At 65.0% G+C, this 20,568-nt stretch carries 16 protein-coding genes; 11 read left to right on the top strand and 5 right to left on the bottom strand.

What is annotated here, in order from left to right:
* The first annotated feature begins 31 nt into the window (after nt 1-31).
* The 7 genes from nusA (at nt 32) to pnp (ending at nt 9,285) form a co-directional block, all read left to right on the top strand.
* Nucleotides 32-1,678, top strand: coding sequence for a transcription termination factor NusA (gene nusA / locus RBB46_RS06530; RefSeq protein WP_306028094.1), 1,647 nt, complete (start codon nt 32-34; stop codon nt 1,676-1,678).
* A 43-nt stretch (nt 1,679-1,721) separates the two neighbouring features.
* Nucleotides 1,722-2,402: an RNA-binding protein gene (locus RBB46_RS06535; protein ID WP_306028225.1), complete on the top strand. Its 681-nt coding sequence runs from the start codon at nt 1,722-1,724 to the stop codon at nt 2,400-2,402.
* A 7-nt stretch (nt 2,403-2,409) separates the two neighbouring features.
* On the top strand, nt 2,410-5,091 hold the full coding sequence (gene infB / locus RBB46_RS06540) for a translation initiation factor IF-2 (RefSeq protein ID WP_306028095.1): 2,682 nt from the start codon (nt 2,410-2,412) through the stop codon (nt 5,089-5,091).
* A gap of 136 nt (nt 5,092-5,227) precedes the next feature.
* Complete coding sequence (gene rbfA / locus RBB46_RS06545; RefSeq protein ID WP_306028096.1) at nt 5,228-5,656, top strand: 30S ribosome-binding factor RbfA; 429 nt, start codon at nt 5,228-5,230, stop codon at nt 5,654-5,656.
* Nucleotides 5,625-6,653, top strand: a complete 1,029-nt coding sequence (gene truB, locus RBB46_RS06550) for a tRNA pseudouridine(55) synthase TruB (RefSeq protein WP_306028097.1) — start codon at nt 5,625-5,627, stop codon at nt 6,651-6,653. The genes rbfA and truB overlap by 32 nt, the downstream gene beginning before the upstream one ends.
* Entirely contained in the window at nt 6,637-6,906 is a 270-nt protein-coding gene (rpsO, locus tag RBB46_RS06555) for a 30S ribosomal protein S15 (RefSeq protein WP_306028098.1), read from the top strand. Before truB ends, rpsO begins: the two co-directional genes overlap by 17 nt.
* A gap of 261 nt (nt 6,907-7,167) precedes the next feature.
* Nucleotides 7,168-9,285: a polyribonucleotide nucleotidyltransferase gene (gene pnp, locus RBB46_RS06560; RefSeq protein ID WP_306028099.1), complete on the top strand. Its 2,118-nt coding sequence runs from the start codon at nt 7,168-7,170 to the stop codon at nt 9,283-9,285.
* A 152-nt stretch (nt 9,286-9,437) separates the two neighbouring features.
* On the opposite strand, the gene RBB46_RS06565 is transcribed toward pnp, so the two are convergent.
* Complete coding sequence (locus tag RBB46_RS06565; protein WP_306028100.1) at nt 9,438-12,200, bottom strand: EAL domain-containing protein; 2,763 nt, start codon at nt 12,198-12,200, stop codon at nt 9,438-9,440.
* Complete coding sequence (locus tag RBB46_RS06570) at nt 12,197-13,321, bottom strand: autoinducer 2-binding periplasmic protein LuxP (protein WP_306028101.1); 1,125 nt, start codon at nt 13,319-13,321, stop codon at nt 12,197-12,199. The genes RBB46_RS06565 and RBB46_RS06570 overlap by 4 nt, the downstream gene beginning before the upstream one ends.
* Nucleotides 13,322-13,655: 334 nt before the next feature.
* Here RBB46_RS06570 and dapB point away from each other — a divergent pair, with 334 nt between their 5' ends.
* Both dapB and RBB46_RS06580 read left to right on the top strand, forming a co-directional pair.
* On the top strand, nt 13,656-14,459 hold the full coding sequence (gene dapB / locus RBB46_RS06575) for a 4-hydroxy-tetrahydrodipicolinate reductase (protein ID WP_306028226.1): 804 nt from the start codon (nt 13,656-13,658) through the stop codon (nt 14,457-14,459).
* A gap of 55 nt (nt 14,460-14,514) precedes the next feature.
* Nucleotides 14,515-15,135, top strand: coding sequence for a 2,3-bisphosphoglycerate-dependent phosphoglycerate mutase (locus RBB46_RS06580; RefSeq protein ID WP_306028102.1), 621 nt, complete (start codon nt 14,515-14,517; stop codon nt 15,133-15,135).
* A gap of 120 nt (nt 15,136-15,255) precedes the next feature.
* On the opposite strand, the gene RBB46_RS06585 is transcribed toward RBB46_RS06580, so the two are convergent.
* From RBB46_RS06585 to RBB46_RS06595, 3 genes are read right to left on the bottom strand one after another with little or no spacing between them, the layout of a single operon-like run.
* Nucleotides 15,256-16,263 carry an adenosine kinase gene (locus tag RBB46_RS06585; RefSeq protein ID WP_306028103.1) on the bottom strand — a complete coding sequence of 336 codons (1,008 nt, stop codon included), beginning with the start codon at nt 16,261-16,263 and terminating at the stop codon, nt 15,256-15,258.
* Between the two features lie 39 nt (nt 16,264-16,302).
* Nucleotides 16,303-17,193, bottom strand: coding sequence for a prephenate dehydratase (locus RBB46_RS06590; RefSeq protein WP_306028104.1), 891 nt, complete (start codon nt 17,191-17,193; stop codon nt 16,303-16,305).
* A 14-nt stretch (nt 17,194-17,207) separates the two neighbouring features.
* Nucleotides 17,208-17,957: a 3-deoxy-manno-octulosonate cytidylyltransferase gene (locus tag RBB46_RS06595; protein ID WP_306028105.1), complete on the bottom strand. Its 750-nt coding sequence runs from the start codon at nt 17,955-17,957 to the stop codon at nt 17,208-17,210.
* A 205-nt stretch (nt 17,958-18,162) separates the two neighbouring features.
* On the opposite strand from RBB46_RS06595, the gene RBB46_RS06600 reads away from it, so the two are divergent.
* Nucleotides 18,163-18,792 carry a cytochrome c family protein gene (locus tag RBB46_RS06600; RefSeq protein ID WP_306028106.1) on the top strand — a complete coding sequence of 210 codons (630 nt, stop codon included), beginning with the start codon at nt 18,163-18,165 and terminating at the stop codon, nt 18,790-18,792.
* A 344-nt stretch (nt 18,793-19,136) separates the two neighbouring features.
* Nucleotides 19,137-20,525 (top strand): diguanylate cyclase, encoded by a 1,389-nt coding sequence (locus RBB46_RS06605; RefSeq protein WP_306028107.1) that lies wholly within the window; start codon nt 19,137-19,139, stop codon nt 20,523-20,525.
* Nucleotides 20,526-20,568: the final 43 nt, after the last annotated feature.

Genomic DNA, 20,568 nt, shown 5'->3' on the forward strand with positions numbered 1-20,568 from the left:
GGCGAGACCGGCGCGAGAGGAGTGGACTGAGATGGCAATCAGTGCGAACCGGCTTGAGCTGCTGCAGATCGCCGACGCGGTCGCGCGGGAGAAGTCGATCGACCGCGGCATCGTGATCGCGGCGATGGAGGACGCGATCCAGAAGGCGGCGCGTTCGCGCTACGGGTCGGAGACCGAAGTCCGCGCCGAGATCAATCCGCGCACCGGCGAGATCAAGCTGCAGCGCCTGCTGCTCGTGGCCGAGGAGGTCGAGAACACCTCGACCGAGATCGGCAAGGAAGAGGCGCTGCGCCGCAATCCGATGGCGCAGATCGGCGACTTCATCGCCGAGCCGCTGCCGCCGCTCGACTTCGGTCGCATCGCCGCGCAGTCCGCCAAGCAGGTCATCGTGCAGAAGGTGCGCGAAGCTGAGCGCGACCGCCAGTTCGACGAGTTCAAGGATCGCATCGGCGAGATCGTCAATGGCGTCGTCAAGCGGGTCGAGTACGGCAACGTCATTGTCGACCTCGGCAGGGGCGAGGCGATCGTGCGCCGCGACGAGCTGATCCCGCGCGAACTGTTCCGCACCGGCGACCGGGTTCGCGCCTATATCTACGACGTGCGCCGCGAACAGCGTGGCCCGCAGGTCTTCCTCTCGCGCACCCATCCGCAGTTCATGGCGAAGCTCTTTGCCCAGGAAGTGCCGGAGATCTACGACGGCGTCATCGAGATCCGGGCCGTTGCCCGCGATCCGGGCTCGCGCGCCAAGATCGCCGTGATCTCCAAGGATAGCTCGATCGATCCGGTCGGCGCCTGTGTCGGCATGCGCGGCAGCCGCGTCCAGGCGGTGGTCGGGGAACTTCAGGGCGAGAAGATCGATATCATTCCGTGGAACCCGGACAACGCCACCTTCATCGTCAACGCGCTGCAGCCGGCGGAAGTCAGCAAGGTCGTGCTCGACGAGGATGCCGAGCGTATCGAGGTCGTGGTTCCCGACGAGCAGCTGTCGCTGGCGATCGGCCGCCGCGGACAGAATGTGCGCCTCGCGTCCCAGCTGACCGGCTGGGCAATCGACATCATGACGGAGCAGGATGAGTCCGAGCGTCGTCAGAAGGAATTCACTGACCGCACGCAGCTTTTCATGGATGCGCTCAATGTCGACGAGTTCGTCGGCCAGCTTCTCGCCTCGGAAGGGTTTGCCTCCGTCGAGGAAGTGGCGTATGTCGAACGCGACGAAGTCGCCACGATCGAGGGTTTCGACGAGGAGACGGCGGACGAAATCCAGGCCCGTGCCCGCGAATATCTCGAAGAGATCGAGGCGAAGCTCGACGAAGAGCGTCGTGGGCTGGGTGTTTCCGACGACTTGCGCGCCATCGACGGCCTGACGACAGCCATGCTCGTCGCTCTGGGCAAGGATGACGTGAAGTCGGTCGAGGATCTTGCCGGCTGCGCCACCGACGATCTCGTTGGCTGGACGGAGCGGGCGAATGGCGAGACCACGCGCCACGAGGGCACGCTGACCGGCTTTGATGTCAGTCGCGCGGATGCCGAGGCGATGATCATGGCGGCCCGTGTCGAGGCCGGCTGGATCTCCGAAGAGGATCTCGTCGAGGACGAGGCGCCTGCCGATGAAGATGCGGCCGGTGACGAGGACGAGCAGTCCGGCATCGCGGCCACGGGCGTGGTGCACGAGGTCTGAGCAAGCAAACGGCCGGGTCGGAAGCGATCGGCGGAGCAAGACGGTGCCGAGGCGAAACGAACCGCTGGAACGAAGCTGCGCCCTGACGCGCAATGTCCGACCGGTCGAGGAAATGATCCGCTTCGTGGCGGGGCCGGACGGTGTCCTGGTGCCGGATCTGAAGCGCAGGCTGCCCGGACGGGGGGTCTGGATCACGGCAAGCCGGGACGCGGTTGCCGCGGCACAGAAGAAAAAAGTCTTTCCGCGCGCCCTCAAGGACGGGAGCGTGCGGATCGAAGGTGATCTTGCCGAGCAGGTCGACAATCTGCTCGAACGGTCCGCGCTCAACGCGGTTTCGCTTGCCAGGAAGGCGGGCGAGGTCCTTGCCGGTTTCTCCAAGGTGGAGGCGGCGCTGCGCGGGCAGGAAGTGATCGGTCTCGTCCAGGCGCGCGATGGCGGCGACGACGGGGCACGCAAGCTCGCGGCGATCGCGCGGGCACGATTTGCCGACGCTGGCACCTGCCGGATGATCGGTTGTTTTACGTCGACTCAATTGGATTTGGCATTGGGTCGGTCAAATGTGATACATGCTGCACTGCTTGCAGGTCGGGCAGGCGAGAATGCTCTCGTCCGGATTGAAGAACTGGAGCGTTTTCGTTCCGGTTCCGACAATGACCCTGTTTCCGGAACGCACGGCGTTCCGGCGGCAAATGACGGTGCGGGCAATGCGGTGATCCAGGACTGAAGGCGATATGAGCGAAACGAAAAACCCCGGCGACAAGACGATCAGCATGGAGCGCAAGACACTGGGCCTGAAACGCTCCGGCGTTGAACAGGGCACGGTCCGTCAGAGCTTCTCGCACGGCCGCACGAAGGCGGTCGTGGTGGAGAAGAAGAAGCGCCGCGTCGTCCTGCCGGGCGAGACGGCCAAGCCCGAGCACGAGGCCGAGCCGGTCGCCAAGGCGCCGCCGGCTCGCGAGCGTCGTGCCGACATCGAGCCCGGCCCGTCCAATGCCGCCGCCGACGGCGCGGCGGCACGCCGTGCCGCGTCCGGCCAGCGTCCGCGTGGCGGCAACATCCTGCGCACCCTGACCGACGACGAAGCTGCTGCCCGTCAGGCCGCGCTGGTCGAGGCACAGCGCCGCGACATCGAGGACCGCAAGCGTCGCGAGGAAGAGGAGCGGCTGCGCGCCATCGAGGACGAGCGCCGCAAGGTCGAGGAAGCCGCGCGCGCCAAGCAGGAGGCCGAAGAGGCCGCCCGTCGCGCAGCCGAGGAAGCTCTCCGTGGCCCGGCCGAAGGCGACGAGGCCCGCGAAAAGGTTTCCGCCGCCGATGCCGCAGCGGCCATGGCTGCCGTCGTGTCCGACGGTGCCCCGGCCCAGCCGGCCGCGACCGACGATCGTCCGGCCCGCAAGCCTGCCGCAGCCACTGCGGCACCGGCGCGCGCCGCGGACGGAGAGGGCGATGCCCGCAAGACCGTCAAGGCCGTCAAGCGCACCAAGACCGCGCCGGAGCGCCCGACACCGGTTCGCACCGGTGACGACCGCCGCCGCTCGAAGCTGACGATTTCGTCGGCCACCGGCGACGACGAGGGGCGCAGCCGTTCGCTTGCCTCGTTGCGTCGCCGCCGCGAGAAGGAAAAGCGCGCCGGCCAGCAGGTGGTTCGCGAGAAGATCTCCCGCGAGGTCGTGCTGCCCGAGGCGATCACCATCCAGGACCTGGCCAACCGCATGGCCGAACGGGCTGTCGACGTGATCAAGCTTCTGATGAAGCAGGGCCAGATGCTGAAGATCAACGATGTGATCGATGCGGACACGGCCGAGCTGATCGCCGAGGAAATGGGGCACACCGTGAAGCGTGTCTCCGAATCCGACGTCGAGGAAGGCCTGTTCTCCGCTGCGGACGACAACGATACGCTGGTTCAGCGCCCGCCCGTGGTCACCATCATGGGCCATGTCGACCACGGCAAGACGTCGTTGCTTGATGCGCTGCGCCGTTCCAACGTGGTGCAGGGCGAGGCCGGTGGCATCACCCAGCATATCGGCGCCTATCAGGTCGACCGCGACGGCAACAAGATCACCTTCATCGATACGCCGGGCCACGCGGCCTTCACCCAGATGCGTGCCCGTGGCGCCAAGGCGACCGATATCGTCATCCTCGTGGTGGCCGCCGACGACGGCGTCATGCCGCAGACCAAGGAAGCGATCGCCCACGCCAAGGCGGCGAACGTGCCGATCATCGTGGCGATCAACAAGATCGACAAGCCGTCGGCCGACCCTGGCCGTGTCCGCACCGATCTCCTGCGTGAGGATATCGTGGTGGAGTCGATGGGCGGCGACGTCATCGATGTCGAGGTTTCCGCAGCCAAGGGCACCAATCTCGACAAGCTGCTGGAGATGATCCTGCTGCAATCCGAGGTCCTGGAGCTCAAGGCCAACCCGAACCGCACCGCCGAAGGCATCGTCATCGAGGCGCAGCTCGACAAGGGGCGCGGCCCGGTTGCGACCGTCCTCGTGCAGAAGGGAACGCTCAAGGTCGGCGATATCCTGGTGGCGGGCGCCGAGTGGGGCCGCGTGCGCGCCATGCTCGACGAGAACAGCCAGCAGGAAAAGGAAGCCGGTCCGTCGAAGCCTGTCGAGGTGCTCGGTTTCAACGGCACGCCCGAGGCCGGCGACATGGTCGCCGTGGTCGAGAACGAGGCGCGGGCCCGCGAGATCGTCGAGTATCGCCAGCGCCAGAAGCGCGAGAAGACCAGCATTCGCGACATCGGCGCGCGCGGTTCGCTCGAGCAGATGATGAATCGCCTGCAGGAAAGCGGCCACAAGGAAACGCCGCTTCTCATCAAGGGCGACGTGCAGGGTTCGGTCGAGGCGATCGCCGGCGCCCTGGAGGCGCTCGGCACCGACGAGGTCAAGGCGCGCGTGTTGCATGCCGGCGTTGGCGGCATCACCGAGAGCGACGTCACGCTGGCTGCCGCATCCGGCGCACCGATCATCGGCTTCAACGTGCGTGCCAACAAGCAGGCGCGCGACGCGGCCGAGCGCGAGGGCATCGAGATCCGCTACTACAACATCATCTACAACCTCGTGGATGACGTGAAGGCGGCGATGTCGGGCCTGCTCTCCCCGGAGCGCCGCGAGACCTTCCTTGGCAATGCGGAGATCCTGGAGATCTTCAATATCACCAAGGTCGGCAAGGTTGCCGGTTGCCGGGTGACCGAAGGCATCGTGGAGCGCGGCGCGGAAGTGCGCCTGATCCGCGAGAATGTCGTCATTCACGAAGGCAAGCTCGGCACGCTCAAGCGCTACAAGGACGAGGTGAAGGAAGTTCAGTCCGGCCAGGAGTGCGGCATGAACTTCGTCAGCTACCAGGACATGCGCCCGGGCGACGTCATCGAGTGCTACCGGGTGGAGGAGATCGCGCGCACCCTGTAAGGGGGCGCGCCACATCCGTTTTGCGCCGGCGGGAACAATCCCGCCGGCGTTTTCCGTTTCGCCGGGACATGCGCTTCCCGCCGCCGGCGCCGCCGCTTGAGGCAAAGCGCCGCCTTAACCCAACTGGACCGGTTTCATGGCCAATTCGAACAGGACCCCCGCAGGGATGCCCTCGCAGCGCCAGCTGCGGGTCGGCGAGCTCGTGCGCAAGGAGGTCTCCGACATTCTGGCGCGCGGGACGCTTGCCGATCCCGTTCTCGACGGCACCATCGTCTCCGTGCCGGAAGTGCGCATGACGCCCGATCTCAGGCTGGCGAACTGCCTGGTGATGCCGCTTGGCGGCAAGGATGCCGACAAGGTCGTCGCGGCGCTCAACCGCAGTTCCCGTCACATCCGTCGCGAGCTCGGCCGGCGGCTGACGATGAAATTTCTTCCCGACGTGCGCTTTGTCATCGACACGCGTTTCGATGACGACGACCGCATCACCTCGCTGCTGCGCCGCGAAGACGTGCGCCGCGACATCGAGGACGAGGATGAGGACGGCCAGGACCGGGACGGGCACTGACGCGATGGGACGGCGCAGCAAGGCGAACCGCAACCGCATCGACGGCTGGCTTGTACTCGACAAGCCGGTCGGGATCACCTCCAACGACGCGCTCACCCGCCTGAAGAAGATCTTTCATCCCGAGAAGGTCGGCCATGCGGGAACGCTTGACCCGCTCGCCTCGGGCCTGCTGCCGGTGGCCTTCGGCGAGGCCACGAAGACGGTCTCCTTCGCCATGGACGGACGCAAGGTCTACCGGTTCACCGCGCGCTGGGGTGAGGCAACGGAGACCGACGACACCGAAGGCGAAGTCGTCGAGACCTGCCAGATACGGCCGTCGGCCGCCGACATCACCGCGATCCTGCCCGAGTTCCGGGGCACGATCAGCCAGGTTCCGCCCAAGTATTCGGCCATCAAGGTGGATGGCGCGCGCGCCTACGATCTGGCGCGCGACGGCGAGACGGTCGAGCTGGCAGCCCGTGACATCGAGGTTCATCGGCTGGACCTGGTCGAATGCCCGGATCCCGATCATGCGGTTTTCGAGGCCGAATGCGGCAAGGGGACCTATGTCCGCGCCCTGGCGCGCGACATCGCGCGCCGGCTCGGCACCTGCGCCCATGTCGCGGAACTGCGGCGTCTTGTCGTTGGTCCCTTTGACGAGGCGGACATGATTCCGCTGGAAACTCTCGAAGAGTTGGGGCAATGTGCGCCCGGCGGGGGCCTCACCGGGGCCCACGCCGATTTTGTTTTGCCTGTTGCGACCGCGCTGGACGACATCCCGGCGCTGGCCGTCAGCCGGCAGGACGCCGCCCGCCTCAGAAGAGGGCAGGGCGTTTTGCTGCGCGGGCGGGATGCCCCGGCGTCTACCGGTCTCGTTTCAGTTACCACTCACGGAGAGTTGGTGGCGATCGGCGAGGTCGAGCGCGGGGAACTTCTGCCACGGCGCGTTTTCAATCTCGCGGAGGACACATCCACCGCGACCATCGTCGAAAGGACAACCGATGTCGATTACCGCTGAACGCAAGGCGGAACTGATCAAGGAATATGCGATCAAGGAAGGTGACACGGGGTCTGCCGATGTGCAGGTCGCGATCCTCACCGAGCGGATCGCCAACCTCACGGAACACTTCAAGGGTCATGGCAAGGACAACCACTCCCGCCGCGGCCTCCTGAAGATGGTGAGCCTGCGCCGGTCGCTTCTCGATTACCTGAAGAAGACCGAAGAAGGCCGCTACCAGGACCTGATCAAGCGTCTCGGCCTGCGCCGCTGACGACACGGCAACGCGGCGTCCGAAAGGGCGCCGCGTTCGCGTATCCGCCGTCCGCAAAGGGGCGGCCGGGTGACGGTCATGGGGCAGGATAGCAGGTGGCTTGCATGCCCGGCGAGAAGCCGGGCTCACGAGCTCCCCGCTGTCTTGCCCGTGGCGCGTCTCGTACCGGTGCGAGGGCATGGTGCCGCTCGTACCACCCCATGGGAATGACCCGCGCGAGGCCATTTGGGCGCCGCGGGTGACCGAAAGCTAGGATAGAGCATGTTTGATATTCATCGCGTGGAAGTCGACTGGGGCGGACGCCCGCTGACGCTGGAGACGGGCAAGGTTGCCCGCCAGGCGGACGGCGCGGTTCTCGCGACCTATGGCGAGACCAAGGTGCTGGCCACCGTCGTCGCCGCCAAGGAGCCGAAGCCCGGCCAGGACTTCTTCCCGCTGACCGTGAACTACCAGGAAAAGGCCTATGCGGCCGGCAAGATCCCGGGTGGCTTCTTCAAGCGCGAGGGACGCCCCTCGGAGCATGAGACGCTGACCTCGCGCCTGATCGACCGTCCGATCCGCCCGCTCTTCGTCGATGGTTTCAAGTGCGACACCCAGGTGATCATCACCGTCCTGTCGCATGACATGGAAAACGCGCCGGACATTCTTGCCATGGTGGCGGCTTCCGCGGCCCTGACCATCTCCGGCATTCCCTTCATGGGGCCGATCGGCGGCGCCCGCGTTGGCTACATCAACGGCGAGTATGTCCTCAATCCGCTGATCGACGACATGTCTGAATCCTCGCTCGACCTGATCGTTGCCGGCACCGGCGAAGCCGTGCTGATGGTCGAGTCCGAAGCCAAGGAACTGACCGAAGACGCCATGCTCGGCGCCGTCATGTTCGGCTTCAAGGGCTTCCAGACGGTGATCGACGCGATCATCAAGCTGGCCGAGACCGCGGCTCGCGCACCGCGTGAGGTGAACCTTCCGGATCATTCGGACCTGGCTGCGCGCATCAAGGCGCTGGCCGCCGACGACCTGACCGCTGCCTACGCGATCCGCGAGAAGAGCGAGCGCAAGGCCGCTGTCGACGCCGTCAAGGCCAAGGTCGTCGAGACGCTGACCGCCGAAGCCGGCGACGCCGGCATCGACAAGGTCGTTGTTGGCGATCTCTTCAAGAAGGCCGAGGCCAGCATCGTGCGCGGCGCGATCCTCGACAAGGGCGAGCGCATCGACGGTCGCGACCTGAAGACGGTCCGTCCGATCGTGTCGGAAGCGGGCATCCTGCCGCGCGCGCACGGTTCGGCGCTGTTCACCCGCGGCGAGACACAGTCGCTCGTCGTCGCGACGCTCGGCACGAACGACGACGAGCAGTTCGTCGATGCCCTGGAGGGGACCTACAAGTCCACCTTCATGCTGCATTACAACTTCCCGCCCTACTCGGTCGGCGAGACCGGCCGCACGGGTTCGCCGGGTCGCCGCGAGATCGGTCACGGCAAGCTCGCATGGCGCGCCGTGCACCCGCTGCTGCCGCCGCATCACGAGTTCCCCTACACGCTTCGGGTCGTGTCGGAGATCACCGAGTCGAACGGCTCGTCGTCGATGGCAACGGTTTGCGGCACTTCGCTGGCGCTGATGGACGCGGGCGTTCCGCTGAAGGCTCCGGTGGCGGGCATCGCCATGGGCCTGATCAAGGAGAACGACAAGTTCGCGGTCCTGTCCGACATTCTCGGCGACGAGGATCATCTCGGCGACATGGACTTCAAGGTCGCCGGTACGGGCGAGGGCATCACCTCGCTGCAGATGGACATCAAGATCGACGGCATCACCGAGGAGATCATGCGGGTTGCGCTCGATCAGGCGCGCGATGGCCGCATCCATATCCTCGGCGAAATGTCGAGCGCCCTGTCGGAGGCCCGCGCCGAGCTCGGCGAGCATGCCCCGCGCATCGAAGTGATGAAGATCCCGGTCGACAAGATCCGTGAAGTCATCGGCTCCGGCGGCAAGGTGATCCGCGAGATCGTCGAGAAGACCGGCGCCAAGGTCAACATCGAGGACGACGGCACCGTCAAGATCGCCTCCGCGGATGGCAAGGCGATCAAGGCAGCCGTGAACTGGATCAACTCCATCGCCGCCGAGCCGGAAGTGGGCGTGGTCTACGAGGGACGTGTCGTCAAGACCGTCGACTTCGGCGCCTTCGTCAATTTCTTCGGCGCCAAGGACGGGCTGGTCCATATCTCGCAGCTCGCGCCGCAGAAGGTTGCCAAGACCACCGACGTGGTCAAGGAAGGCGACAAGGTCTGGGTCAAGCTGATGGGCTTCGACGAGCGCGGCAAGGTTCGCCTGTCGATGAAGGTCGTCGATCAGGAGACCGGCAAGGAAATCGCCTCCGAGGGCTGACGTCCCGGGAGGGCCGGCTCCGGGCCGGACGCCGAGACATCCTGAAAACGGAACAAGACAGGACGGGCCGGGCCGGGGCAATCCCCGGCCCGTTTTCTTTTGTGGACGCGACTGCGGAGGCGTGCCGGTTGCCGGGGACGGCGTCGGGCGTGTCAGGCGGTTCCGGCAACCGGTGTGCCGGTTTCGCCATGCGCGCCGAGAAATCCCTGGAACTGCTCGTCGGGCATCGGGCGGCCGAGGTGGAAGCCCTGGATCTGCGTGCAACCGAGATTGCCGAGAAGCCGGCACTGGCCTTCGGTCTCGACGCCTTCCGCGATCACGGTGATGCCGAGGCTGGCCGCCATGACGACGATCGCCTCGACCAGCGCGAGGTCGTCGCGGTCGGTTTCCAGATCGCGAATGAAGGACCGGTCGATCTTCAAGGTGTCGATCGGGAAGCGCTTCAGGTTGCTGAGCGAGGAGAACCCCGTTCCGAAATCGTCGAGCGACAGCCGGATGCCCAGGCTGCGGATGGCATGCAGCGTCTCGATCGGATCGCTGCCGGTTTCGTCGAACATGACGCTTTCGGTGATTTCCAGATGCAGGCGGTCGGGCGGCATCCCGGTGCGCGCCAGCGTATCGCGCACCAGATCGATGAACCGCTCGTCACGGCACTGGCGCGGCGAGACGTTGACGCTGATTGTCGGCAGGTCCAGTCCCTTGGCGATGCAGCGCTGATAGAACAGGCAGGCTTCCTCGAGGACGAAGGCGCCAAGGGGAACGATCAGGCCGGTGTTCTCGGCGATCGGGATGAAATCGGCGGGTGAGATCGCCCCGCGCTCAGGATCGTGCCAGCGCACCAGCGCCTCGCAGCCCGACACGATGTTGCGACCGATATCGATCACCGGCTGGAAGTTCAGCGTGAGCTGGCGCTTTTCGAGCGCGCGCCGCAGCGAACTTTCCAGCTCCAGCGCCCGGGCGACATGCTCGTTCATATGGGCGGAGAAGAAGCGCAGCTTGTTCCCGCCTTCCGCCTTGGCATGGTACATGGCGGTATCGGCCTGGCGGAGCAGCAACTCGTCATCGTTTCCGTCGGCGGGGAAGACGGTGATGCCTATGCTGGCCGTCGAGAAGACCTCCACATTGCCGCCGACCACCAGCGGGCGCGACAGTTCCTCCAGGACGCGCGCCGCGGCGATCTCGACGTCGAAGACGCTGCGCGTGTTGCTGAGGATGACGGCAAACTCGTCGCCGCCCAGGCGGGCAACCGTGTCATTGTCGTCGAGCACCGATCCGATACGGGTTGCGGTGGCCTTGATGAGCTGGTCGCCGGTGCTGTGGCCAAGGCTGTCGTTGATGTTCTTGAACCGGTCGAGATCCAGGAACAGGAGCGCGACGATGTGGCCTTCCCACTGCGCCCGCGACATGGCCTGCACCAGCCGGTCGCGGAACAGGTTGCGATTGGGCAGTCCCGTCAGTGTGTCGAAATTCGCCTGTCGGACAATCAGCTCTTCCTGGCGCTTGCGCTCCGAGATGTCGCTGATCGTCGCGTAATAGGCATCGACGCCGTTCCAGCGGGTCTGGCGCAGATGAACCTCAACCCAGACGCGCGCGCTGTCCGTGGCGATTGCCTTGACCTCGTAGACATCGGGCGCGGATGCCCCGGATTCGCGCGCCTTGTTGTACGAGAACATTCTGTCGTGCTCTTCGGGAGCGAACAGGTTGATAACAGGTTGGCCGATCACCTTGTGGCGGTCGTCGATGCTGTAGCCAAGGATCCGCAACAAGGAGTCGTTGACATAAAGAACCTTCAGGTTCGCGTGGATGATGACGCCTTGCAGGGATTCATCGATCAACGCGCGGAACTGCGCATCGGTTTCCTTCAGATCCTGGAAGGCTTCCTGCAGGGTGGCGCCCAGGGCATTGAACTCGCGCACCTTGCCTGGCCGGTATGTGAGGTCGGAGGTGTCGCTGCGAATCTTGTTGGCGTAGCCGACGAGCCGTTGCAGGGCAGGACTGGTGAAGCGGTGCAGGGCATAGGCGCCCAGCACCGAGCCGGCGAGCACATAGAGAAGAAAGGGCGTGAACAGCGTCCGGTAGGTGTCCTGGATGTTTTCAATCGTTTCGCCGGGATGGTCGCTGACGAGGTGGATTTCCGGTCCGTCCATGCTGCCGGTAAGGCTCGACTGGACAAGGAGCCTGTCGTCGACCAGCACGTGGGATCCATCGGCGAAACTGTCATGCAGCTCTTCCAGGTCCACCTGCGTTCGAATCATGCCGACGCTGGCAACCACATGATTGCCCTGGAGCAGCGCCAGGCTTTCCGTGTCGAGCGCCTGAACCATGTCCGAGAGAATGAACATGCTGTCGTTCAGCACATATCCGCCAGCCAATGTGCCGAGAACCCGCCCGTCGAGCTCGTCGATAATGGGAATGGCCTCGACGGCGAGCAGCAGGGGGATGCCGTCGCGCCCGGAATCTCCCATATGCAGGCGCCAGGTGCCGGTGGGCAAGCGTGCCCGCTCGCCCGCCGGAAGGACGGCACCCAGGTCGTAGATCGACGAGCCGGCATCGATCCAGCCGGGCATTCCGGCGCGGTCGATGACGAGCAGTTCGAACTGGGCCCCGACCGGTTGCTCGGCGGCATCGGCGAGGATCTGGCGAACCAGCTTGTCATTGCCGGATGCGATACCGCGGCGCAGGGCCGAATTGTCGGCGAGAGCGCGCAGATGGGTATCGAGCCGGACGAGCGACTGGTTGAACACCAGCCGGGCAAGCATGCCTTCCTTGCGGGCGAAACGTTCCAGTTCCCGGTCGGCGATCGACAGGCTGCCGATATAGCTGATCGCGAAAAGCGCGGCCGACGTCGTCAGCAGGGCAACTGCGAAGAGCCCCAGCACGAACCTGTTGAAACTGAAATCGTTTGTTCGCCTCATCGGGAGTAGCGGAAAGCCCTCCTTTTCAACGCCTCGATCCGGGCCCGGTCATGATCGGCGGGAACCAGCTCGAACGCGCCTGAATAGACCAGCGGCACGTCGTTGCCGCGCCCCTGCTGGTCGAGGGAGATGGCTTCCGCTATGGCAACGCCGTTGTCGTCGTTCATGCGCATCACGGTGGCCGAAAGGCGTCCGTTCTCGAGCAACTCCAGTTCGGCGCTGCCACCGCCCCAGCCATTGGTCGAGACATTGCCGACCAGTCCCATTTCGGCGATGGCGTCGCTGACACCCAGGGCGATATCGGTCGAGCAGGAGAAGATGAAGCCTATATCGGGTTGCCGCGCCAGCAGCGTCATGGCTGCTTCACGTGCCTTTGCGCGGTCGAAGCCGACATAATACGAGGCGACGAGCCGTTTGCGCGAGCGCTCGACCATTGCGAGCCGGAAGGGCTCGCCACGTGCCTGGCTGACCAGGCCTTTCGGGCCGTAGAAGATCGCGTAGGGCTCGGCCTGGGGGCGCGTGTGGAGAATGTGCTCGGCGAGAAGCCGGGTGCCCGATGCATGGTCGAAGCCGACATAGAGAAACGGTTGTTCGCTTCCCCATCTGCGCAGCGGTGTGGTGATGTTCTGCAGGATCACCTTGGGCCGCTCGCGGGCAATCAGGCGTTCGACGATGACGCGATGGCGCAGGGCGTCGAGGGTGAAGACGAGATAGTCGGGGTCGGACTTGAGCGCCTCCGCCACCTGCCGGGTCTGCTCCTGGATTTCCTGGCCGGGCTGGGTGAACTGCGACGTGATTTCGTAGCTGATGCCGAGTTCGTCGAGTCGCGCCTCGAGCGCAACAATGCTCCGTCGCCAGTAGTCGGAGGCCTGGATTGCCGGATAGACGATGGCGATCCGCACGGGATCGTCAGGCGCATCGATCGGCATCGCGGCATTCGCAACCCGGTCGGAGAAGCGCTCGGTGAGGGCGCGCTGTTCGGGCTGATTCTCGAAAAGTTCGGAAAGACTCCAGTACTCGTCGGGTGTTTCACGGCCGAGTTCAGCTCTCGCGGATCCTGCAACAAGCAGCGCCACCATCAGTAAAAGGCATGCCGGAATGTTGTTTCGGTCGTTTCTCACCATTCCATTCCGAGGTTGAAGACCGCCTTGCGAAGTCTGGATGATTGCCGGTTCACTTTCAAGAGAACAGTATCCAGTTGATAAAGAATGAAAAATCGCCCCAGCATGGTACCTGTTGAAAATTACAAGGAGCGTTCGCACTCCACTGGAGACCAACGCACGGATTCGCGCAAGCACGCTTGATGTCACTGCTATGTCTTCCCGGGTGTCCGGGAGCCGACAGGAGACAGGGCCATGTGGCGACGCGTTGCAGGCCGGCGTCAACCTGCTATACCGCCCATGATGCGGGAAGCAGAGGACTGCGACAAGCGATGGAGTTGTGGAGATGACGGCGATGCGGCTGGCGGTTGTCGGTGCGGCGGGACGCATGGGCGGGGCGCTGATCCGGGCCATCGCGCAGATTGACGGGGTCGTACTGTCGGGTGCCGTCGAACGGCTGGGCGCTCCGGATATGGGCAGGGACGCCGGTGAGGTTGCGGGGCTTCCGAAAAACGGAGTGCCGATCACCGACGACGCGCTGGCGGTGTTCGCAGCCGCCGACGGGGTGCTTGATTTCACCGCGCCCGCGGCAACCCGCCAGTTCGCCGAGCTTGCCGCCCAGGCACGCATCGTCCATGTGATCGGCACGACCGGCATGAGTGACGACGACGTGGAGGCGATCCGTCCCGCTGCCCGCCATGCGCGGATCGTCAAGTCGGGCAACATGAGCCTCGGCGTCAATCTTCTGGCGGCGCTGGTGCGGCAGGCGGCCGCCGCGCTCGACGAGGATTTCGACATCGAGGTGCTGGAGATGCACCACCGTCACAAGGTCGACGCCCCTTCCGGCACGGCGCTGCTGCTGGGCGAGGCCGCCGCCGAAGGGCGCGGCATCGACCTGGCCACGCGCAGCGTGCGCTCGCGCGACGGCATCACCGGCGAGCGGCCGCGCGGCGACATCGGGTTTGCCGCCCTGCGCGGCGGCTCCGTCATCGGTGACCACAGCGTCGTCCTTGCCGGTCCGCTCGAGACCGTGACGCTCTCGCATCACGCGCAGGATCGTCAGATCTTCGCGCGCGGCGCGATCAAGGCCGCCCTGTGGGCGCGCGATCGCAAGCCCGGCCTCTACTCCATGGACGATGTTCTGGGCCTCAAGGCTTGAGATATTCCGCTGCCCGTGCCATCTGGCTGAACCCCCATCTGGAGAAATTCACGTCATGGAACACCTCCTTGTGCTCGTCCGCCATGGGCAAAGCGAATGGAACCTCAAGAACCTGTTCACCGGCTGGAAGGACCCCGGCCTGACCGAACAGGGGGTGGCCGAGGCGCGTGCGGCCGGAGCAAAGCTCAGGGACCTGAAGCTGGCCTTCGACATGGCCTACACGTCCGACCTGACCCGCGCGCAGCACACGCTGGGCCTGATCCTCAAGGAGCTTGGCCAGGAAGGACTCGAGACGGTTCGCGACCAGGCGCTGAACGAGCGTGACTACGGCGACCTGACGGGCATGAACAAGGACGAGGCGCGGGAGAAGTTCGGCGAGGAGCAGGTTCATGTCTGGCGCCGCTCGTTCGACGTGCCGCCCCCGGGAGGCGAAAGCCTGAAGATGACGGCGGAACGCGTGTTGCCCTACTACCGCTCCGAGATCCTGCCGCAGGTCATTTCCGGCAAGCGCGTGATCGTTGCCGCGCACGGCAATTCGTTGCGTGCGCTGGTGATGGAACTGGAAGGCCTGACGCCCGAGCAGATCCTCCAGCGGGAACTGGCGACCGGCGCTCCGATCGTCTATCGGCTCACCGACGAAGGCACGGTTGCCTCCGTTCAGGATCTTGCCGACTGAGCGGTTCCATCTGGCGGGCATCCTTCCTGCCGTCGGCCGGAAATGGATGAGAACAATGAAAAAGGGGCGCGAACCGACAGTGGTCCGCGCCCCTCTTCTGCTGAAGCGATCCGGGTCTTTCTAAAGAGCGAAGCCCTGCTGTCCGGCGAGCTGCCGCAGCGACTGTTCCGGCCGGGCGCCGACATGGCCGATCACCTCGGCCGCACAAAGGCAACCGAGTTCCGCCGATGTGGTGAAGTCGAAATCGCGCGACATGCCGAGGAGGAAGCCGGCGGCGAAAAGGTCTCCGGCGCCGGTCAGGTCGACGATGTCGCTGACCTTGGCGGCGGGCACTTGCACGGTCTCGCCGCGTGAAATCGCCATGGCGCCCTTGGCACCGAGGGTCAGTGCGGTCACCGCGCAATCCTCGCGAACCGCGGCGATGGCCGTGTCCAGATCGGAGGTCTCGTAGAGGGCCCGCAGTTCGTGTTCGTTGGCGAACAGCACGTCGATCGTGCCGTCGCGCATCATGCCGAGAAACTCGGCGCGGTAGCGGTCGACGCAGAAACTGTCGGACAGGGTGAGGCTGACCTTGCGGCCATTGGCATGGGCGATGCCGGCGGCCTTGAGAAAGGCCTTCTTCGCCTCGGGCGGATCCCAGAGATAGCCTTCCATGTAGGTGAGGGCGGAGGCCGCCACGGTTTCCGGCTCGATATCCCGCTCCGACAGTTCGACGCAGGCCCCCAGATAGGTGTTCATGGTCCGCTCGCCGTCCGGCGTGATCAGGATCATCGAGCGGGCCGTCGGCGGTCCCTCTCCCTCGATCAGGGCCGGTGTCTCGAAATGGACGCCGGTGCCGCGCATGTCGTGGCGATAGGCATTGCCCAGCTCGTCATTGGCGACCTTGCCGAAATAGGCCGGCGCCCCGCCGAGGGCGGCGATACCGGCTGCGGTGTTGCCGGCGCTGCCTCCCGAAATGCGGGTTGTCTGCCCCATCTTGTCGTAAAGACGCACGGCTTCCGCCGTGTCGATCAGGCGCATCGAGCCCTTCACCAGGCTTTCTTGCAGGAGGAAATCCTCCTCCACATGGGCGAACACGTCGCAGATGGCATTGCCGATGCAAAGGGTGTCGAAGCTTTGTCCTGTCATGACGGGGGCAGCATCCTTCTGATGGTGGTGGGGAAAGGGTCAGATGCCGGGCGTCGGGCGCAGGGCCCGGTTCGCTTCCGGTTCGCGGATCTTGTCCCGGAACGGGTCGGCGCGATAGACGCCAAGCAGTTTCAGCTCGGCCGAGTAAAAGGCGAGTTCTTCCAGCGCCAACGATACGGACCGGTCATCCGGGTGTCCTTCCACGTCGGCATAGAACATCGAGGCGAAAAACTGGCCTTCCAGCTGGTAGGATTCCAGCTTGGTCATGTTGACGCCGTTGGTGGCGAAGCCGCCGAGCGCCTTGTAGAGCGCCGCCGGGACGTTGCGGACGCGGAAGATGAAGGTGGTGATCACCGTCTGACCGTTGTTCGCGGCCCGCAGCGTGTCGCGCGAAAGGATCAGGAAGCGGGTGGTGTTGTGCGCCTCGTCCTCGACATCGCGGCGCAGGATCTTCAACCCGTAGGCCTCGGCGGCCATTTCGGGCGCAAGCGCCGAGGCGCTCCGGTCGCCGCGTTCCGCGACCTGGCGCGCCGACCCGGCCGTATCCGCGCCGATGATTGGCCGCAGGCCCAGTTCCCGGATCACCTTTCGGCACTGGCCGAGAGCCATGACGTGGCTCTGGACCGTGGCAAGATCCTCGATCTTGGCGTCGGGCAGGCCCATCAGCTGGAAGCGGATCGGCAGGAAATATTCGCCGATGATCTGCAGCGAGGACCGCGGCAGCAAGTGATGGATGTCGGCGACACGACCGGCGACCGAGTTCTCGATCGGGATCATGCCGAGATCGGCCTCGCCCGCTTCCATCGCGGTGAAACAGTCCTCGAACGTGGCGCAGGGGACAGGCTCGTAGTCCGGATAGACATTCCTGCAGGCCATATGCGAGTTGGCGCCATACTCGCCCTGGAAGACGATTTTCTTTTTCGTGGACATGATGGACCGGTTGTTCAGTTGGGGTTGGCGTTGCGCCGCGAGAGGACCGCTCGAACGGCCTGGAGATCCTGGGGCGTGTTGACGTCCATGGGGACGCTGTCGATGAGACCTATATCGATGCGCATCCCCGCTTCAAGCGCACGCAACTGCTCGAGGCTCTCGCGCTTTTCCAGAGACGAGGGAGGAAGCGAGACGAACCGGTCGAGTGCGCTGCGGCGGTAGGCGTAGAGACCGATATGCTGGTAGAGCGGACCGGGGCCGGACGGAGCCGTCGCCCTGGTGAAATAAAGGGCCCGGAGGCGGCGCTCCGACACTGGCGTGCCCACGGCCTTGACTGCGCCTGGGTCCTCGCGCAGCGCCGCGCTGCGGATTTCGGTCGCGATCGTGCCGATGTCGACAGCCGGATCCGCCAGCGGGTCGAATGCCGCCCTGATGGCGTCCGGCTCGATCAGCGGCACGTCGCCCTGCAGGTTGAGGATGACGTCGTACCGGCGCTCTGGATCGACAGTCTCGGCTGCGGCCCGGACCCGGTCGGATCCGCTCGGAAGGGCAGGGTCAGTCAGCACGGCGGTCCCGCCGGCTGCCTCGACCGCCGCCTTGATGCGCGGATCGTCGCAGGCGATCACCACCGGCCCGATTCCGGCCGCCTCGCCACGTTCCATGACGTGAACAATCATCGGTTTCCCGGCAATATCGGCAAGCGGCTTGTCAGGCAGGCGCGTGGACGCCATCCGCGCCGGAATGACGACGAGTGCAGGCCTCACGGGCGATCTTCCGGCCGCTCTCGTCCGGGTTTGGACGGCGCGGCGCGACATGCGATGATTTGTATCATGGATTGCTCTTTTATACCTATGGACACGAGCGTCAAAAACTTTGTAGTTTCCGGCAACTTTTTCACCACGCGCGCGTGTTGCGCGGGGCCGGTTCGCATTGGCCTCGCAGCAACCGAGGGAGTTGGAGCCAGCGGGAATGAATTCTGCCAAGCTAAATATGGTCGCCGGCGCCGTCCTGTCCGTCCTTCTCGTGACGATGGGTCTCGGTATCGTTTCGGACATTATCTTCCACGCGGAAGATCCGGCGATCCCGGGCTACGAGATCGTCGTCGCCGACGCGGACAGCTCGGCCGCCCCGGCGGAGGAAGCCCCGCAGGTCGAACCGATCGCGGTTCGCCTGGCAAGCGCCTCTGCGGAGAATGGCGAGAAGCTGACGCGCGCATGTGCCGCGTGCCACGACTTCACGCAGGGCGGGGCCAACAAGGTCGGCCCGGCGCTGTGGGGTGTGCTCGGCCGCGCCCCCGCTTCGCATGAGGGTTTCCGCTATTCCGGCGCTATGCAGGAATACGCACAGTCGGCAGGCTCCTGGGACTACGAGAACCTGGATGCCTTTCTCGCGGCTCCCAAGGCGGTCGTGTCGGGCACCTCGATGGGATATGCAGGCATGAAGAAGCCTGCCGATCGCGCCGATCTGGTTGCCTATCTGCGCACCCTCGCCGAAAGCCCGATGGCGCTGCCGGAAGCGCCTGCCGCCGAGCCCGAGGCGCCGGCTGAAGGGGCCGAGACGCCGGCCGAAGGTGCCGAGACGCCGGCCGCCAATCAGTAAGGGGCGCCATGGCGCGCTGACAACCGTTTGAAGGCCGGGCTTGCTGCCCGGCCTTTTCGCATGTGGCTTGTGCCGCGCCGCGCGTAAACCGGATTGCAAGTTGTTTGCCCTAGCGTCAAATTGTCGAGCCTTGAAACAGAACGGACCTCTCTGCGGCTTCCCTGCTGCAAATGGGGTGTTGGATTGGTGAAGGTTCGGGATAGAATTAACAATACTGATCCCTTCGGGCTGGGGGGGTGATGAGGTAACTTTAGGGAGGGCGAGGCAGCGCTCCCGCAGGAATGGCCCGTCACATGGCGCAGTGGAGCGCCGGCTGCCTATGCCTCATGGATGCACGGGGACAGATGACGCAGACGTCGGCTGGAAAGGAACTGGCGCATATCCGGTGGCGACACCGGGTGGTCGCTGCCGCCGTTCTGCTGGTGGTTTGCGTGTTCGGTATCGGGGTGACGGGCTACATTTCCGTCCTGCTGACCGAAAACGCACGCAAGCGCGTTCAGAACGAGACGCTTGCGCGCCTGTCCGAGGCGCGTGCCCGGCTCGAGGGCGAGATCGGCGCTACCCTTTATATCTCCCAGGGCCTGGTGAGCTTCACGGCCATCAACAGTGATTTGACCCAGCGTCAGTTTCGCCGTTTCGCCGAGGAGATTTCCGCAGCCAACAGTCATATCAAGCTGATCGCCCTGGCTCCCGACAACATTGTCAAATACGTCTATCCGCTGATGGGCAATTTGCGCGCCCTGGGGCTCGACTACCGCACCAACGAAGCGCAATGGCCGGTGGTGAAGCGGGTCATGGAAGAGCGCCGCACGATCGTTGCGGGACCTGTGAACCTCGTGCAGGGCGGGCAGGCGCTGATCGCGCGCTCGCCGGTGCTTATCCCCGTCGACGACAGCGAAAGCTCCCGGAATCGCCTTTACTGGGGTGTCGCCTCCGTGGTCATCGACATCCAGGCCCTGTTCGCCGATGCCGGGATCCGGCCCGAGGCGAACGGGTATTACTTCGCCATTCGGGGCGCCGACGGACTTGGAGCCGACGGCGGCATGATCATGGGCGACCCGAACCTCTTCGAGGAAGACGCGCTCGTGTTGCCGGTCAGCCTTCCCAACGGCACCTGGCAGATCGCCAGTCGTCCCGTGTCGGGATGGATCGTCACGTCTCCCGAAACGCAGATCGCCCACGTCGTCGGCTTTGGCGTGACCTTCGCGATCGCGTCCTTGTCGGTGCTTGTGGTGCTGGCCCAGCAGCGCGCCCGTTCCATGGCCTTGCATGATGCGCTGACGGGGCTGCCTAACCGGCGGCTTCTGGAGGACCGTCTCGAACAGCTGGCGGCGCTCAGTGAGCGCACCGGTTTCGGCTTTCAGGTTTTCTTTGTCGATCTCAACGCGTTCAAGCCGATCAACGACACGTTCGGGCACGCGGTTGGCGACATGGTGCTGAAGGAGGTGGGCAACCGGCTGCGGCTGGAAACACGGGATTCCGACACGATTGCCCGCATCGGGGGGGACGAATTCGTCGTTGTCGTTCCCGGCGTCATCCACCATCCGACCACGACCAGCATTGCCGCGCGCCTGCGGGAAGTGGTGAGCGAGCCGGTGCAGGTCGGCGATCATGTCATCGCGATCCGGGCAAGCGTGGGCTGGGCAACCTATCCGGACGACGCGACGACGATACCGGACATCCTCGAACTGGCGGACCGGCGCATGTATCGCGACAAGCTCGCGGCTGCCTGACCGGGCTTGGCGAACTGTTTTTCCGATTAAACTTTTGTCATGA

The sequence above is a fragment of the Stappia sp. MMSF_3263 genome (assembly GCF_030733745.1).
Taxonomy (GTDB): domain Bacteria; phylum Pseudomonadota; class Alphaproteobacteria; order Rhizobiales; family Stappiaceae; genus Stappia.

Coding starts and splice junctions, on each gene's coding strand:
- RBB46_RS06585 (WP_306028103.1), bottom strand. CDS start 16,263: ATGACAGGACAAAGCTTCGACACCCTTTGCATCGGCAATGCCATCTGC.
- rbfA (WP_306028096.1), top strand. CDS start 5,228: ATGGCCAATTCGAACAGGACCCCCGCAGGGATGCCCTCGCAGCGCCAG.
- RBB46_RS06580 (WP_306028102.1), top strand. CDS start 14,515: ATGGAACACCTCCTTGTGCTCGTCCGCCATGGGCAAAGCGAATGGAAC.
- RBB46_RS06565 (WP_306028100.1), bottom strand. CDS start 12,200: ATGAGGCGAACAAACGATTTCAGTTTCAACAGGTTCGTGCTGGGGCTC.
- nusA (WP_306028094.1), top strand. CDS start 32: ATGGCAATCAGTGCGAACCGGCTTGAGCTGCTGCAGATCGCCGACGCG.
- RBB46_RS06605 (WP_306028107.1), top strand. CDS start 19,137: ATGACGCAGACGTCGGCTGGAAAGGAACTGGCGCATATCCGGTGGCGA.
- dapB (WP_306028226.1), top strand. CDS start 13,656: ATGCGGCTGGCGGTTGTCGGTGCGGCGGGACGCATGGGCGGGGCGCTG.
- truB (WP_306028097.1), top strand. CDS start 5,625: ATGAGGACGGCCAGGACCGGGACGGGCACTGACGCGATGGGACGGCGC.
- pnp (WP_306028099.1), top strand. CDS start 7,168: ATGTTTGATATTCATCGCGTGGAAGTCGACTGGGGCGGACGCCCGCTG.
- rpsO (WP_306028098.1), top strand. CDS start 6,637: ATGTCGATTACCGCTGAACGCAAGGCGGAACTGATCAAGGAATATGCG.
- RBB46_RS06600 (WP_306028106.1), top strand. CDS start 18,163: ATGAATTCTGCCAAGCTAAATATGGTCGCCGGCGCCGTCCTGTCCGTC.
- infB (WP_306028095.1), top strand. CDS start 2,410: ATGAGCGAAACGAAAAACCCCGGCGACAAGACGATCAGCATGGAGCGC.
- RBB46_RS06590 (WP_306028104.1), bottom strand. CDS start 17,193: ATGTCCACGAAAAAGAAAATCGTCTTCCAGGGCGAGTATGGCGCCAAC.